The sequence below is a fragment of the Sphingobium sp. Cam5-1 genome (assembly GCF_015693305.1).
In the GTDB taxonomy this organism is placed as follows: domain Bacteria; phylum Pseudomonadota; class Alphaproteobacteria; order Sphingomonadales; family Sphingomonadaceae; genus Sphingobium.
In genome coordinates, this window is sequence record NZ_CP065138.1 from 2372784 (window position 1) to 2386737 (window position 13954).

The following is a 13954-nucleotide window of genomic DNA, read 5'->3' on the forward strand; positions in this document are numbered from 1 at the left end:
AAGTTGCGCCGCGCGACTTCTATCAGGCGCCCGGCAGCAACATTATGGGCAGGCAGAACAGCAGGATCAGTCCGGCAACGACCCTCTGAGAGCGGGAAATGCCAAGCGGCTTTTCCCGCCAGAGCATCGGGCAGGCGAGCAGTGCCAGCAGCAGCAGCATGTTGGAAAGGGTAGCTGACCCGCCAACAGGCGCGTCCTGCCGCAGGGCCAGCGCGCCCAGCAAGGCGGCGAAACTCAAGATCCAGCCGATCAGCGCCACAAGGATTCCCTTCCGATACGAAGCGATAAACGGCGCGGGTTGAGGAAGCTTAAACGGCGGCTGCCCAAGGATCATAGGTGCCGAAGCTCCAGAGGTTGCCTTCCGGATCGAGCGCCTCGTAGCCTCGTCCGGGATAGCCGAGATTATCATGCGGCTCGTTCACCACCACTGCTCCCTGGTTGCGGGCATGAAGGCAGTGGGCGTCGGCGTCCGGCACCACTACATAGATGCAGGTTGTGACACCGCCCAGATCGCGCGGCGTAGTCCAGCTGTAGAGCGACTCGGCCTCGCCGTCGCGCGCGCTGCCCAGCATGACCATGCCCTCGCCCAATATGAGCTGTGCATGGTGGATGATGTGTGGGTCCGCTTCGTCCTCATAACAGGCGTGCAATGCAAAGCCGAAAGCGTCTTGCAGGAAGTTTATTGCTGCTGGAGCATCGGCATAGCGCAGGCCAGGGATCACTGGGGAGCCAGGCATGTTTTCCCTCCTTCATCGCGATCAGGGACCGGATTGGCCAAGCCTAGCGCAGCAGGCGCTTTCCGGCTAGGCGGGAGCGATGACGACCCGCGATGACCTGACCCTTGCCCACCGCCTCGCCGACGCCGCCGCTGCGGCCATCCGGCCCTTTTTCCGCGCGCGATACGACATGGAATTCAAGTCGGACCATTCGCCGGTGACCGAGGCGGATCGGGCGGCGGAAGCAGCGATCCGAGCCGTCTTGGAAAAGGAACGCCCCCAGGACGGCATTATCGGCGAGGAATATGGAGCGACACGCGAAGACGCGGAGCGGGTCTGGATTCTCGACCCGATCGATGGCACGCGCAGCTTCATTGCGGGACGCCCAATCTTTGGCACGCTTATCGCGCTGACTGAGGCGGGATGGCCGACGGTCGGCATCATCGACCAGCCGATCGCGCAAGAGCGCTGGGCAGGAATGATGGGCCAGCCCACCACCTTCAACGGCGCACCCGTCACCGCCCGCAGTTGCCGGTCGCTTGAAGACGCAATCGTCGCCAGCACTGGACCGCAATATTTCCCGGGCTGCACCGGCGAGCATTTCTCGCGGCTGGCTGGCCAGTGCCGCGACACGGTGTGGGGCGGCGACTGTTATAATTACGGCCTTATCGCGTCGGGCCATGTCGATATCGTCGTCGAAGCGGGATTGAAGCTGCACGATATCGCCGCGCTGGTCCCCGTCGTGGAGGGCGCGGGCGGGCGGATGTGCGATTGGGCAGGCGATCCCATCACGGCTGAGAGCGACGGGCAGGTTATCGCGATCGGCGATCCTGCGCGGCTGGACGATGTGCTGGAAGCGCTTGCCGAGGGGCATCACGCTCATTGATGTTTCAGGCATTGATCTTTCAGGCACCCAGCGCCGTTACTGCTTCAGCATATATGCGCGCGCTCTCGTCATCGAAGCAGATGAACAGGATGAGGTCGAAGGCCGACGGGAAAGCCGCAAGCCGGTCCTGCATCGTCTGGGCCGCGACCCGAGAGGCCTGTTCTTTCGGATAGCCATAAATGCCAGTGGAGATGGCAGGGAAGGCTATACTGCGGAGGCTATGCTCCCGCGCCAGATCGAGCGATGATCGGTAGCAATTGGCGAGCAACTGGCTTTCGCCCGAAGCCCCGCCCCGCCATAGTGGGCCGACGGTATGAATGACATGGGCAGCAGGCAGGCTGTGGCCGCGCGTGATCCGCGCCTCCCCCACTGGACAGCCGCCCAACATACGACATTCGGCGAGCAGTTCAGGCCCTGCGGCCCGATGGATCGCACCATCCACGCCGCCTCCCCCCAGCAGGGAACTGTTAGCGGCATTGACGATTGCATCCGTCTTGCAACGGGTGATGTCGCCAGTTCGGATTTCCCAGCGGGCGGTGCCGAAGATCATATCGCAGCCCTCGCGATGAATTGCCTTCGCAGCATTACCCTAGAAAATCCCCAGAAACTTCTTCTTTTGCTTCTTCTCTTCTCTGGCATTGGCCTTGCCGGACTCTTCCTTTGAAGTTGTGCCCCGGCCTACGTCATCTCGGGGCTTCCCGCCCTTCGTCCTCTGCGCAGTGGCGGTCGCGCCTGCCAGGACGGGGCCGCACGCCGCACTCTTGGCGTCGCCCACATCGACAAAGGCCAGCACGGCAGCGAGTGGGCTCGCCGCGATCCCCAGCGCCGCCGCCGCACCGCCGCGCGCGATCAGCTCAGGACTGATGACGTTGATGCCGGGCTTCGCGAAATAGCCCGTGATGCCGACCGGCGATTGGCCGGAAAACAGGCTGAACTTCTTGCCGTCAGCGCGGAAGGCGAGATCGAGGCTCTCGTTACGGAAGGAAAAGCCGCCCCGTCCAAGCATGACGTTCTTCTTGGTATCGATGATGATCGGATCCGCCGCCGCGATGCCGTTGCGAACGGTGAAGGCGATGAGGCCGCAATTGATCTGGACAGGTTCCTTCAACTTCTTTTCGAACATCTTCGTGATGAAGGTGCCCACGTCCAGTTCAGCAAGCTGAACATTGCGTGCCCACATGGTGCCCGCAGGCAGGATCACCGCGATCCTGCCGTTGGCGGTACTAAGCGAATCATGCACTGTGTTGCCCGAACCTGTCATTTGCGCCCGCGCCTTGATGATGCCGGTGGTCCCGGATTCCTCAACACCCCAACGGCCAAGCAGCTTGCCCATGGGGGTCGGCGACAGGCGCACATCGTAGCGCGTACGCACAGGCTGATTCCGCGCGTTTATCTCTATGTCCGAACTGACATGCCCGCCGGACATGTCGAAGGTCAGCGGCGAAAGCGTCAAAAGGCTGCGCTCAAGCGCTAGCGTAAGGCCGATATTGGAGATTGGGACACTGGGCGCCCTGATCTGGCGCACGTCGTATCGAACATTGGCATCGAAGTTGCGCAGGGCCTCGACCCGCAGCGTTGCGTCCGGCAGAATGCGCGGCCTGCCGCCGACATTCTCGATCGCGCCACTGGCGCCCTGCGCTTCCAGCTTTTGGGGATTGTAGCCGATGAACGGACCCACATCGACAATGTCGAGGGTCCGGGTGGCGAGGTCAGCCTTCAGGCGCAGGCGATTGTCAGGCAGCGACACGGTCATACGCCCGGAAAGGTCGCTGTCTCCGAACCGGCCCTTGAGATGGGTGAAGCGCCATTCTCCACCCTGCTTGGTAAGCGCGGAGGTGAAGCGATAGGTGCGGGTTTCGGGGATGGCGACGCCCAGAAAGTCGAACAGCAGGGCAAGATTGGGACCGCGCGTCAGCAGCCGCAAGTCCGCCCCCTCAATCTCGGTCGCGCCGGGCAGGGTTCCGCTGACCTCCAAGATTGTTGGTCCGGACTGCGCGTGAAGAGCGAGACTGTTCTTGCCGCCTGTTACAGTTTCGTTGGGCGAGAGCAGTCCGCCGCGCAGAGTGAAAGGGCGGCCCCGCATCGTGCCGTCGCCCGAGAAGCGGATGTCACGCGCGAAGCGCGTATCCTGCGCCTTCACCGTTTCGAAGCTTATGTCGGTGGACAGTTGCATCCGAGGGTCGCGATAGCGCAAGGTCGTCCCGGCAAGCAGCGCCCGGCGCACAAGCGGCAGATTGAGCGGCTCTCCCTTCTTATTCGGGTCACCGAAGGTCCATGTATTGCTCTTGCCATCCCTCGACCATTCCAGGTCAGCGGCGGCGTTGCGAAGCTCAAGCCAACGAACGCGATATTTGTCGCCGAAGATCAGGCTAAGCGGCGCGATCCGAGTATCGATAAGGTCGGAATGGAAGAAATGCGGTCTGCTGGCCCAGGGTGTGTTGGCGATCGTCATTCCCTCGGCGCGGAACTTGATCGTGATGGGCGCGAAATAGAGTTGAAAATCACCGGCGACCTTGACCGGGCGCTCCAGCCGACTGGTGAGGAAGCGTTCGAACGGATGTTTGAGGAAACGGCCCTTGGTAATGAACAGGATCAACCACAGCAGGAAGATCAGCCCGATGATATAGGCGATGATACGCAGCGGCAGCGGAACACTGCGCCATTTGTGGCGTGCGGTTGACCAATAATGGCCAACGCCTCCTGCCCCGCTGTCGGGCGCAGGAGCCGATTTCGCCGGGATGCCCGGCCGCAGGGGATCGGCGTCGGCCATGGCGCAAGAACGCCCTTCCCCTGCTTTGGGTCCGAATCACCTTGCTTTCCGGCGGCTGGCCGATTATGCGCGCCCCTTCGCGATATTTGGAAGGACCGCCCGGCTAACTAGGGCTGCCGTGGCTGTCCATAATCGTCGCGCTGGAAAAGGAGACGAAAATGCCCAAGCTCAAGACCAAGAGCGGTGTGAAGAAGCGCTTCAAGTTCACCGCTTCCGGCAAGGTCAAGCACGGCGTCGCTGGCAAGCGTCACCGCCTGATCAGCCACAACGCAAAGTATATCCGCCAGAATCGCGGCACGTCCGTGCTGTCGGATTCCGATGTCGCTCACGTGCGCCTCTGGGCGCCCTACGGCCTGAAGTAAGGAGTAGAGGCACATGGCACGCGTAAAACGTGGTACGACCACCAAGGCGAAGCATAAGAGGATTTTGGATCAGGCGAAGGGCTATTATGGCCGTCGCAAGAATACGATCCGTGTCGCTCGCCAGGCCGTCGAAAAGGCCGGCCAGTACGCCTATCGCGACCGCAAGGTCAAGAAGCGCACCTTCCGTGGCCTCTGGATCCAGCGCATCAACGCTGGCGTCCGCGCCGAGGGCCTGACCTATTCGCAGTTCATGCACGGCCTGAAGCTGGCTGGCGTTGATCTGGACCGCAAGGTTCTGGCCGACATTGCGATGCACGAAGGCGAGGCGTTTAGCGCCATCATCGCCCAGGCAAAGGCTGCGCTGCCCGCAGCTTGAGCTTAGAACGGTCGCAAGATCGTCCAAGGGGCGCCGGGGCAAATGCTTCCGGCGCCCTTTTCGTTTCTGGAGTAATCCAGTCGCGCTCGACCAGTAAGCCCAGCAAGGTTGGCTAAGCCATCGACTGCGACGCGCGGGCCGAACCCTTCCCATGGCGCGCGTACCCCGCTAAGGCCCGCGCATATTTTCCGCTCTCTCGGGAATGACGACGCATTATGACTGACATTGCCAATCTGAAGGCCGGGCTGATCGCCGACATCAACGCAGCAGACACGCTGGAAGCACTGGAAGGATTGCGCGTCGGGGCTATCGGCAAGAATGGCGTGGTGACCGGGTTGCTCAAGACCTTGGGTCCGATGAGCCCCGAGGAGCGGCTGGAGCAAGGCCCGCCGATCCAGGATCTGCGGGAAAGCGTGACGGCGGCACTCGCTGAGCGCAAGGCGGCGCTGGAGCAAGCGGCACTGGATGCGAAGCTTGGGGCGGAAAAGATCGACATGACCTTGCCCGCTGATCTCGGCGCGCAGGGGTCGGTACATCCGGTCAGCCAAGTGATGGACGAGCTGGCGGAGATTTTTGCGGACCTTGGCTTCTCGGTCGCGACCGGGCCGGAGATCGAGGACGACTGGCATAATTTCACCGCGCTCAACATTCCCGAGACGCATCCGGCGCGGGCGATGCATGACACATTCTATTTCCCGGATGCTGACGGCAAGAAAATGCTGCTGCGCACTCATACCTCGCCGGTGCAGATCCGCACGATGATGAACGGCGAGCCGCCGATCCGCATCATCGCGCCGGGCCGCGTCTATCGGTCGGACAGCGATGCGACGCATACGCCGATGTTCCACCAGATTGAGGGACTCGTGATCGACAAGGGGATCACCCTTGGTCATCTCAAATGGACGTTGGAAACCTTCCTCAAGGCTTTCTTCGAGCGTGACGATATCGTGCTGCGTCTGCGGCCGAGCTATTTCCCCTTTACCGAACCTTCGGTTGAGGTCGACGTCGGCTACACACTGACCAATGGCCAGCGGGTGATCGGCGGCGACGGCGATGCGCCCGGCGGCGGGTGGCTGGAAGTGCTGGGCAGCGGCATGGTCAACCGGCGGGTGATCGAAGCCTGCGGACTGGACCCGGACGAGTGGCAGGGCTTTGCTTTCGGCACCGGCGTCGACCGGCTCGCCATGCTGAAATATGGGATGAACGACTTGCGCGCTTTCTTCGACGGCGATCTGCGCTGGCTGAAACATTACGGCTTCATGAGCCTGGATGTGCCGACGCTGAGCGGAGGAGTGGGCGCATGAAGTTCACGCTGAGCTGGCTCAAGACGCATCTTAACACGGATGCCGACCTGCTGACGATCCTCAAAACGCTCAACGATATCGGCCTTGAGGTCGAGGGTGTCGAGAATCCGGCGGAGAAGCTCGCGCCCTTCCGCATCGCCAGGGTGTTGACCGCCGATCCGCATCCGCAGGCGGACAAGTTGCAGGTGCTGACGGTGGATGCGGGCGATGGGGCGTTGCAGGTCGTGTGTGGTGCGCCCAATGCTCGGCCGGGCCTCGTTGGCGTGTTCGGGACCGAGGGCGCGGTAGTGCCCGTCAACGGCATGGTGCTCAAGAAAACTGCCATTCGTGGGGTCGAGTCCAACGGCATGATGTGTTCGTTCCGGGAACTGGAACTGGGCGAAGATCATGAAGGAATCATCGAATTAAACGCGGATGCGCCGGTGGGGCGGGTCTATGCCGAGTGGGCCGGGCTGGATGACCCGGTGATTGATGTCAGTATAACACCTAATCGCCAGGACTGCATGGGCGTGCGGGGGATTGCGCGGGATCTGGCGGCGGCAGGGCTGGGGACGCTGAACGCGATCGTCGTGCCCACGGTCGAGGGCGTTGGGCCGGGGCCGGACGTGCGGATCGAGGATGCGGATGGCTGCCCGGCCTTCTTCGCGCGGACCGTCAGGGGCGTGACCAATGGCGCGTCGCCCGAATGGATGGCGCGACGGTTGAAGGCGATCGGGCAGAAGCCGATCAGCACGCTGGTCGATATCACCAACTATCTGATGATCGACCTTGGTCGACCGTTGCATGTGTATGACATGGCCAAGCTGAAAGGTCCGCTGGTCGCGCGGCGCGGCAAGGCGGGCGAAGAGGTGCTGGCGCTCAACGGCAAGACCTACGCGGTGGACGAGACGATGACCGTCATCGCCGACACGCAAGCGGTGCACGACATTGGCGGCATCATGGGCGGCGAGCATTCGGGCGCCAGTGAGGCGACGACAGATGTGTTGATCGAATGCGCCTATTTCACGCCCGAACGGATAGCGGTGACCGGACAGAGACTGGGCCTGACCAGCGACGCGCGGGGACGGTTCGAGCGCGGGGTGGACCCGGCATTCCTGGATGACGGTTTGTCGATCGCGGCCGATCTGGTGATGAAGCTGTGCGGCGGCAGCGCCAGCGAGGCGGCGCGCACCGGCACGCCGCCCGTGGCAAACAAGATCATCCGCTACGAACCGTCGCATTGCCTGACGCTGGCGGGTGTTTATGTGGGCGATGCCGAGCAGAAGCGCGTTCTGGAAAGCCTGGGCTTTGGCGTCGAGGAACATGATGCCACGTTCGATTATGACGACGGCGTCCCGGTGACGACGAGCGCCCATTGGTCGGTCAGCGTGCCCAGTTGGCGGCGCGATGTCGATGGCTGGCCCGATCTGGTTGAGGAGGTCGTGCGCATCGTGGGACTGGATCAGGTCCCTTCCACCCCCCTGCCCCGCATGCCCGGCGTCGCCAAGCCAACGGCAACCAGCGAGCAGTTGATGGAGCGGCGGGTGCGGCGGACGGCGGCTGCTCGGGGCCTCGCCGAGGCGATCAACTGGTCCTTCATCTCGGAAAAGGAAGCGGCGTCGGTCGGCGGTGGCGACTGGACGCTGGCGAACCCGATTTCCGAGGATCTGAAGGTCATGCGCCCTTCGCTGCTGCCCGGCCTGCTGTCAGCCACGCGGCGGAACATGGACCGGAGCGCGACTTCGGTGCGGCTGTTCGAGGTGGGCCGTCGCTATTTCAGCGATAAGGAGCGGGCCACGGCCGGTTTCGTGCTGGCGGGCGAGAAAGTCGCGCGCGGATGGCAGACGGGCAAGGCACAGCCTTTCTCCGCCTTCGACGCGAAGGCCGAAGTGATCGCGCTGCTGGCCGCCGCGGGCGCGCCCGTGGCCAATCTGCAAAGCTTTGGCGAGGCATCGGGCGCTTACCATCCGGGTCAGTCGGGGACATTGCGCCTTGGCCCCAAGGTGGTGCTGGCCGAATTTGGCGTGCTGCATCCTTCGCTGGCTAAGCAATTCGGGATCAACGGGACGGTAGTCGCGGGCGAGATTTTCCTGGATGTGATCCCGGCCAAGCGGAAGAGCGGCTTCATGCGCGCGCCCTATGCACCGCCCGCCTTGCAGGCGGTGAAGCGCGACTTTGCCTTTGTCGTGGATGACGCGGTCGAAGCGGATGCACTGGTGCGCGCGGTCAAGGGGGCCGACAAGAAGAGCATCGTCGATGCACGATTGTTTGACGTCTTTGTTGGGCCGGGCGTCGATGAAGGCCGCAAGAGCCTGGCGATCGAGGTGACGTTACAGCCGGGCGAAAAGAGCTTTTCGCAGGAGGAGCTGGACGCCATCAGCGCCAATGTCGTGAAGGCGGCGGAGAAGCTGGGCGCGACGTTGCGGGGGTGAGGGAAACCTCGCCATTCACATTGGGGTCTGGCTGACTGATCCAGAGGGTGAATAGTGAGGCTGGCTTTACGCCATTGAAGAGAAGAGAAGGCCTTCGACAAGCTCAGTCCGAACGGAAATAGTAGGCTGGACCGACAAGATCGAAAGGTGAGGGCTGATGGACGAGCTTGTAACGATCGTGTCGGATGGTCTGACCGCCGCCATCAATCCGCTGGGCGCAGAGCTTTGGTCGCTCAGGGATTCTGCGGGGCGCGAACTCATGACCGATGCCGATCCGCGCTGGTGGACGGGGCATGCGCCCTTGCTGTTTCCTTTCGTGGGGCGGTCACGCAACGATGTGTATCGGCTGAACGGGCATGATTATCCGATGCCGCAGCACGGCTTTGCCCGGCACATGGCGTTCGCGCTGGTGGAGCATCGGCCTGAATCGGTGATCTTCCGGCTGGAGGCGGACGCGGCGACGCGGGCCGTCTATCCGTTCGATTTCCGGCTGGACATGCAGTTCGCTGTCGCGGGCCGCACGCTGATGATGACGGCCACGGTCATGAACCGGGGGGAGGCGGATATGCCCTTTTCCTTCGGCTATCATCCGGCCTTTGCCTGGCCGCTGCCCTTTGGCGGTTCGACGGAAGATCATCAGATAGAATTTGAGAAGGCGGAAACGGCACCGCTGCGCAAGGTGGGGAACGAGCCGGGGCTGATTGCGCGGGAGCATGTGCCTTCGCCGGTGGAGGGCAATATGCTTGCGCCAACTTATGCGATGTTCGAGGGCGATGCGCTGATCTGGGATGCGTTGGAGAGCGACAGCCTCTATTGGGGCGTGCCGGGGCGGACGCGGCTGAAGATCGACTTTCCCGACACGCCCTGGCTGGGGCTGTGGCAGAAGCCGGGCGCGCATTATCTGTGCGTGGAGCCTTGGGCGGGGATGGCGGATCTCGTCGGGTTCGAGGGAGATGTCTGGGACAAGCAGGGTATCATGCGCCTGTTGCCGGGCGATGAGCGGCGGTTCCGCATGGACGTGACGGTCGTGGACGTGTAACGGCGGCTTCCATGATTCCGTTCGGGCTGAGCCTGTCGAAGCCTCTTCCCTGGAAGGAAGTAAAGCCCTTCGACAAGCTCAGGGCGAACGGTTGTTTTTGTACCGAGCCCCCGACCACATCATGACCATCCCATCCCGCCGCACCTTCGCGATCATTTCCCACCCTGACGCGGGTAAGACCACGCTCACCGAAAAGCTGCTGCTGGAAGGCGGCGCAATCCATCTGGCCGGTGAGGTGAAGGCGCGCGGAGCCAATCGGCGGGCGCGGTCGGACTGGATGAAGATCGAGCAGCAGCGCGGCATTTCCGTGACCAGCTCGGTCATGACGTTCGAACGCGACGGCATCACCTTCAACCTGCTCGACACGCCGGGGCACGAGGATTTTTCGGAAGATACCTATCGCACGCTGACGGCGGTGGATTCGGCGGTCATGGTGATTGACGCGGCCAAGGGTATCGAGCCGCAGACGCGCAAGCTGTTCGAAGTTTGCCGGTTGCGCAACGTGCCGATCATCACCTTCGTCAACAAGGTGGACCGCGAGGGGCGCGATGCCTTTGCCCTGCTGGACGAAGTGGCGGACGCGCTGGCGCTGGACGTGTGCCCGATGAGCTGGCCTGTAGGCATGGGTGGCGAGTTTGAGGGGATTTACGACTTCGCCAAGAACCGGCTGCGGCAGCCCAGCGGGCCGAGCAAGGAGTTTGAGGGCAAGCAAGTGTTTGTCGAGGGCATCGAGGATGATGCGCTGGCCGAACATATTTGCGCGCGCGGCCTCGAAAAGCTGCGCGAGGAAGCGGAGCTGGCCGTTGGGGGCTATGCCGACTTCGATCTGGCGGCCTATCGCCACGGCGATCTGACGCCGGTCTATTTCGGGTCCGCGCTCAAGCTGTTCGGCGTCACCGAGCTGATCGACGCGCTCGCCGCCCATGCTCCGCCGCCGCGTGCGCAGCCGGCCGAGCCTGCGCCGGTGGAGCCGGAGCATAGCGAAGTCACCGGCTTTATCTTCAAGGTGCAGGCGAATATGGACCCGCAGCATCGCGACCGCATCGCCTTCATGCGACTGTGTTCGGGCAAGTTCCGGCGCGGCATGAAGCTGACGCCGAGTGGGTCGGGCAAGCCGATCGCGGTGCATTCGCCGATCCTCTTCTTTGCGCAGGACCGCGAGATTGCGGATGAGGCTTTTCCCGGCGACATTATCGGCATTCCCAACCATGGGACGTTGCGGGTCGGCGATACGCTGAGCGAGAAAGCGGGGGTGCGCTTTACGGGGCTGCCGAACTTTGCACCGGAAATATTGCGGCGCGTGGCGTTGAAGGACCCGACCAAGACCAAGCAGTTGAGGAAGGCGCTCGACGATCTGTCCGAAGAAGGGGTGATCCAGGTCTTTTATCCCGAGATTGGCAGCAACTGGGTCGTCGGCGTGGTCGGGCAGTTGCAGCTGGACGTGCTGATTTCACGGTTGGAAGCGGAATATAAGGTGGCCGCGGGGCTGGAACCCTCCCCCTTCGATACGGCGCGCTGGATTTCCGGTGATGAGGCGGCGGTGAAGGACCTGGCATCGTTCAACGTGGCGAACATGGCGAAGGATCGCGACGGTAACCTCGTCTTCATGGCGAAGAGTGCGTGGGATGTGGGTTACCAGCAGGAGCGGCACCCCAAGGTGAAGTTCAGCGCGACCAAGGAACGCTGAATTTCGGCGGGCGGGGGATGAGCGCCATCCTCTATAGTTTCCGGCGGTGCCCCTATGCCATGCGGGCGCGGATGGCGTTGATCATCAGCGGGCAGCAGGTGGAGTTGCGCGAGGTCGTTTTGCGCGACAAGCCTGCGTCTATGCTGGCGCTGTCACCCAAGGGCACAGTGCCGGTGCTGGCGCTGCCCGGCGGCGACGTGATCGACGAAAGTCTGGACATCATGCGCTGGGCGCTTTGCCTGCACGATCCGGAAGGGTGGCTGGAGGGGGATGACGGGGCGCTGATCGCTGCCAATGACGGGCCGTTCAAGCAACATCTCGACCGCTACAAATATGCGACGCGCCATGGGTCGGACCCGCTGGAACATCGCGCAGCCGGAATGGCGTGGCTGGGCGAACTGGAGGCGCGGCTGGAGGGCAGTGCTTTCCTGTGTGGCGCGCGCAGGATGCTTGCCGACATCGCGATCTTTCCGTTTGTGCGGCAGTTCGCGGCGGCTGATCAGGCGTGGTTTGACGCACAGCCCGTGCCGCGTGTGCAGGCATGGTTGCGCGCTTTGATCGGGTCGGAATTGTTTGACCGGGCCATGACACGCAGAGCCGCATGGCAGCCGGGTGACGCGGCGGTCTTTCTTTAGCGGCGCAGGAGGAACACGGCGTGCTCGGCGAACAGGTTGGCGTTCGCGTGGGTCGTTTCCTTGTCGCCCTTCAGGAACCATTGGCCATCGATCGTCCAGCCGCGATCCTTCACCAGCGCGCGGAAATCATCGACGGTGACATGGTGGATGTTGAGCGTGTCGTACCAGGTGTCGGGCAGCAGCCGCGTCACTGGCATGCGCCCGCCCCACATCAGCGACAACCGCCCCCGCCAATGGGCGAAATTGGGGAAGGAGACGAAGGCCTGACGGCCGATGCGTAGCAGTTCCTCCACGACCAGATCCGGGCGGCGCGTGGTCTGGAGCGTCTGGCTCAAGATCGCATAGTCGAAGCTGGCGTCGGGATAATAGGCAAGGTCGGTGTCGGCGTCGCCCTGCACGACCGACAGGCCCCGGCCGACGGCAGCGGCGACGTTGCCCGCATCCAGTTCCAGCCCGCGCGCATCCACCTGTTTCGTGTCGCGCAGCGCGGCCATGAGCGCGCCATCGCCGCAGCCGACGTCCAGCACGCGCGCGCCCGGCGTTACGGTGCGGGCGATCAGGGCGAGGTCCGGCCGAAGCGTCTCGCTCACGCGCGGCCGCCCTTGAGGAAGCCGTCGACGACGCGGTTCAGTTCCGGGCATTCGAGCAGGAACGCGTCGTGGCCGAAGGGGCTGGACAGTTCGACGAAGCTGGCCTGCGCGCCGCTGGCGTTCAGCGCATGGACGATGATGCGGGACTCTGCGGTGGGGTAGAGCCAGTCGGTGTCGAAGCTCACGAGGCAGAAGCGCGCCTTGGACGGGGCGAAGGCGGTGGCGAGGCTGCCGCCATGATCCTCCGCAATGTCATAATAGTCCATGGCGCGGGTGATATAGAGATAGGAGTTGGCGTCGAACCTTTCGACGAAGCTCAGGCCCTGATGGCGCAGATAGCTTTCCACCTGGAAGTCGGCGTCGAAGCCGAAGGTCTTGGCGTCGCGCCCTTGCAGGCGGCGGCCGAATTTCTCGGTGAGGCCCGCTTCGGACAGATAGGTGATGTGCGCGGCCATGCGGGCGACGGCTAGGCCAGCGCTCGGCACTTGGGCGTCGGCATAATAGTCGCCACCGCGCCAGTTGGGATCGGCCATGATCGCCTGACGCCCGACTTCGTGGAACGCGATGTTCTGGGCACTGTGGCGCGCGGTGGACGCGATGACGATGCAGCTTTCGACGCGATCGGGGAAGATGGTCGGCCAGCTAAGCGCCTGCATGCCGCCCATGGAGCCGCCGATGACGGCAGAGAGGCGATCTACGCCCAGATGGTCGAGCAGTAGCGCCTGCGCGCGCACCATGTCGGCGATGGTGAGTACGGGGAAGCGCATGGCATAGGGCGCGTTGCTCGACGGATCGATGCTGGCGGGGCCGCTGGAACCCATGCAGCTGCCGATGACATTGGCGCAGACGATGAAATGGCGCGCGGGGTCGATGGGCTTTCCTTCCCCCACCATGCGCCACCACCAGCCGGGCTTGCCGGTGACGGGGTGGTCGGACGCCACATATTGGTCGCCGGTCAGCGCGTGGCAGATGAGGATGACGTTCGACTTGTCCGCGTTCATCCGCCCATAGGTTTCATAGGCGATGTCGACGGGCGCCAGCGCGGCGCCGCTGTCCAGCCGGAGGGTGCCGGACAGGCGGACCTGGCGGCGGAGGCCGAAACGGCTGTCGTCGGTGAATGAGGCGCTGGCCATGGTGCAAGCGGGCTAGGACCGTGGAGGGGTGCTGTCAATCGGGTG

General features: G+C 63.3%; 14 protein-coding genes. 8 read left to right on the forward strand and 6 right to left on the reverse strand.

Annotated features, from left to right (window positions below; all coding sequences use genetic code 11):
- Positions 1-22: 22 nt before the first annotated feature.
- Both IZV00_RS11825 and IZV00_RS11830 read right to left on the reverse strand, forming a co-directional pair.
- Entirely contained in the window at positions 23-259 is a 237-nt protein-coding gene (locus IZV00_RS11825; protein WP_196224823.1) for a hypothetical protein, read from the reverse strand.
- Between the two features lie 49 nt (positions 260-308).
- The gene (locus IZV00_RS11830) at positions 309-737 is read right to left on the reverse strand and encodes a VOC family protein (RefSeq protein WP_196224824.1); all 429 of its coding nucleotides are present in this window, start codon (positions 735-737) and stop codon (positions 309-311) included.
- A 79-nt stretch (positions 738-816) separates the two neighbouring features.
- Between IZV00_RS11830 and hisN the strand changes: the two genes are divergently transcribed.
- Complete coding sequence (gene hisN / locus IZV00_RS11835; RefSeq protein WP_196224825.1) at positions 817-1602, forward strand: histidinol-phosphatase; 786 nt, start codon at positions 817-819, stop codon at positions 1600-1602.
- A 19-nt stretch (positions 1603-1621) separates the two neighbouring features.
- Here the strand turns inward: hisN and IZV00_RS11840 are convergent, their stop codons facing one another.
- The gene (locus IZV00_RS11840) at positions 1622-2152 is read right to left on the reverse strand and encodes an O-acetyl-ADP-ribose deacetylase (protein ID WP_196224826.1); all 531 of its coding nucleotides are present in this window, start codon (positions 2150-2152) and stop codon (positions 1622-1624) included.
- A 39-nt stretch (positions 2153-2191) separates the two neighbouring features.
- The gene (locus IZV00_RS11845) at positions 2192-4372 is read right to left on the reverse strand and encodes an AsmA family protein (protein ID WP_196224827.1); all 2181 of its coding nucleotides are present in this window, start codon (positions 4370-4372) and stop codon (positions 2192-2194) included.
- Between the two features lie 158 nt (positions 4373-4530).
- On the opposite strand from IZV00_RS11845, the gene rpmI reads away from it, so the two are divergent.
- The 7 genes from rpmI (at position 4531) to IZV00_RS11880 (ending at position 12186) form a co-directional block, all read left to right on the forward strand.
- On the forward strand, positions 4531-4734 hold the full coding sequence (rpmI, locus tag IZV00_RS11850) for a 50S ribosomal protein L35 (protein WP_183955972.1): 204 nt from the start codon (positions 4531-4533) through the stop codon (positions 4732-4734).
- Positions 4735-4747: 13 nt separating this feature from the next.
- The gene (gene rplT / locus IZV00_RS11855) at positions 4748-5110 is read left to right on the forward strand and encodes a 50S ribosomal protein L20 (RefSeq protein WP_196224828.1); all 363 of its coding nucleotides are present in this window, start codon (positions 4748-4750) and stop codon (positions 5108-5110) included.
- Between the two features lie 215 nt (positions 5111-5325).
- On the forward strand, positions 5326-6414 hold the full coding sequence (pheS, locus tag IZV00_RS11860) for a phenylalanine--tRNA ligase subunit alpha (protein ID WP_196224829.1): 1089 nt from the start codon (positions 5326-5328) through the stop codon (positions 6412-6414).
- Positions 6411-8825: a phenylalanine--tRNA ligase subunit beta gene (pheT, locus tag IZV00_RS11865; protein ID WP_196224830.1), complete on the forward strand. Its 2415-nt coding sequence runs from the start codon at positions 6411-6413 to the stop codon at positions 8823-8825. The genes pheS and pheT overlap by 4 nt, the downstream gene beginning before the upstream one ends.
- A gap of 157 nt (positions 8826-8982) precedes the next feature.
- Complete coding sequence (locus tag IZV00_RS11870) at positions 8983-9864, forward strand: aldose 1-epimerase family protein (protein WP_443020050.1); 882 nt, start codon at positions 8983-8985, stop codon at positions 9862-9864.
- A gap of 121 nt (positions 9865-9985) precedes the next feature.
- Positions 9986-11551 carry a peptide chain release factor 3 gene (locus IZV00_RS11875; RefSeq protein WP_196224831.1) on the forward strand — a complete coding sequence of 522 codons (1566 nt, stop codon included), beginning with the start codon at positions 9986-9988 and terminating at the stop codon, positions 11549-11551.
- A 17-nt stretch (positions 11552-11568) separates the two neighbouring features.
- A complete protein-coding gene (locus IZV00_RS11880) occupies positions 11569-12186 on the forward strand; it encodes a glutathione S-transferase (RefSeq protein WP_196224832.1) in 618 nt (205 codons plus the stop codon).
- Here IZV00_RS11880 and metW read toward each other — a convergent pair.
- Positions 12183-12776, reverse strand: a complete 594-nt coding sequence (gene metW / locus IZV00_RS11885; RefSeq protein ID WP_196224833.1) for a methionine biosynthesis protein MetW — start codon at positions 12774-12776, stop codon at positions 12183-12185. The genes IZV00_RS11880 and metW overlap by 4 nt on opposite strands.
- Positions 12773-13909: a homoserine O-acetyltransferase MetX gene (metX, locus tag IZV00_RS11890; RefSeq protein WP_196224834.1), complete on the reverse strand. Its 1137-nt coding sequence runs from the start codon at positions 13907-13909 to the stop codon at positions 12773-12775. The genes metW and metX overlap by 4 nt, the downstream gene beginning before the upstream one ends.
- Positions 13910-13954: the final 45 nt, after the last annotated feature.

What these genes read in the sequence shown, in the direction of transcription:
- IZV00_RS11830 (WP_196224824.1), bottom strand. Translation starts at nt 737, where the DNA reads ATGCCTGGCTCCCCAGTGATCCCTGGCCTGCGCTATGCCGATGCTCCA.
- hisN (WP_196224825.1), top strand. Translation starts at nt 817, where the DNA reads ATGACGACCCGCGATGACCTGACCCTTGCCCACCGCCTCGCCGACGCC.
- IZV00_RS11840 (WP_196224826.1), bottom strand. Translation starts at nt 2,152, where the DNA reads ATGATCTTCGGCACCGCCCGCTGGGAAATCCGAACTGGCGACATCACC.
- IZV00_RS11845 (WP_196224827.1), bottom strand. Translation starts at nt 4,372, where the DNA reads ATGGCCGACGCCGATCCCCTGCGGCCGGGCATCCCGGCGAAATCGGCT.
- rpmI (WP_183955972.1), top strand. Translation starts at nt 4,531, where the DNA reads ATGCCCAAGCTCAAGACCAAGAGCGGTGTGAAGAAGCGCTTCAAGTTC.
- rplT (WP_196224828.1), top strand. Translation starts at nt 4,748, where the DNA reads ATGGCACGCGTAAAACGTGGTACGACCACCAAGGCGAAGCATAAGAGG.
- pheS (WP_196224829.1), top strand. Translation starts at nt 5,326, where the DNA reads ATGACTGACATTGCCAATCTGAAGGCCGGGCTGATCGCCGACATCAAC.
- pheT (WP_196224830.1), top strand. Translation starts at nt 6,411, where the DNA reads ATGAAGTTCACGCTGAGCTGGCTCAAGACGCATCTTAACACGGATGCC.
- IZV00_RS11870 (WP_443020050.1), top strand. Translation starts at nt 8,983, where the DNA reads ATGGACGAGCTTGTAACGATCGTGTCGGATGGTCTGACCGCCGCCATC.
- IZV00_RS11875 (WP_196224831.1), top strand. Translation starts at nt 9,986, where the DNA reads ATGACCATCCCATCCCGCCGCACCTTCGCGATCATTTCCCACCCTGAC.
- IZV00_RS11880 (WP_196224832.1), top strand. Translation starts at nt 11,569, where the DNA reads ATGAGCGCCATCCTCTATAGTTTCCGGCGGTGCCCCTATGCCATGCGG.
- metX (WP_196224834.1), bottom strand. Translation starts at nt 13,909, where the DNA reads ATGGCCAGCGCCTCATTCACCGACGACAGCCGTTTCGGCCTCCGCCGC.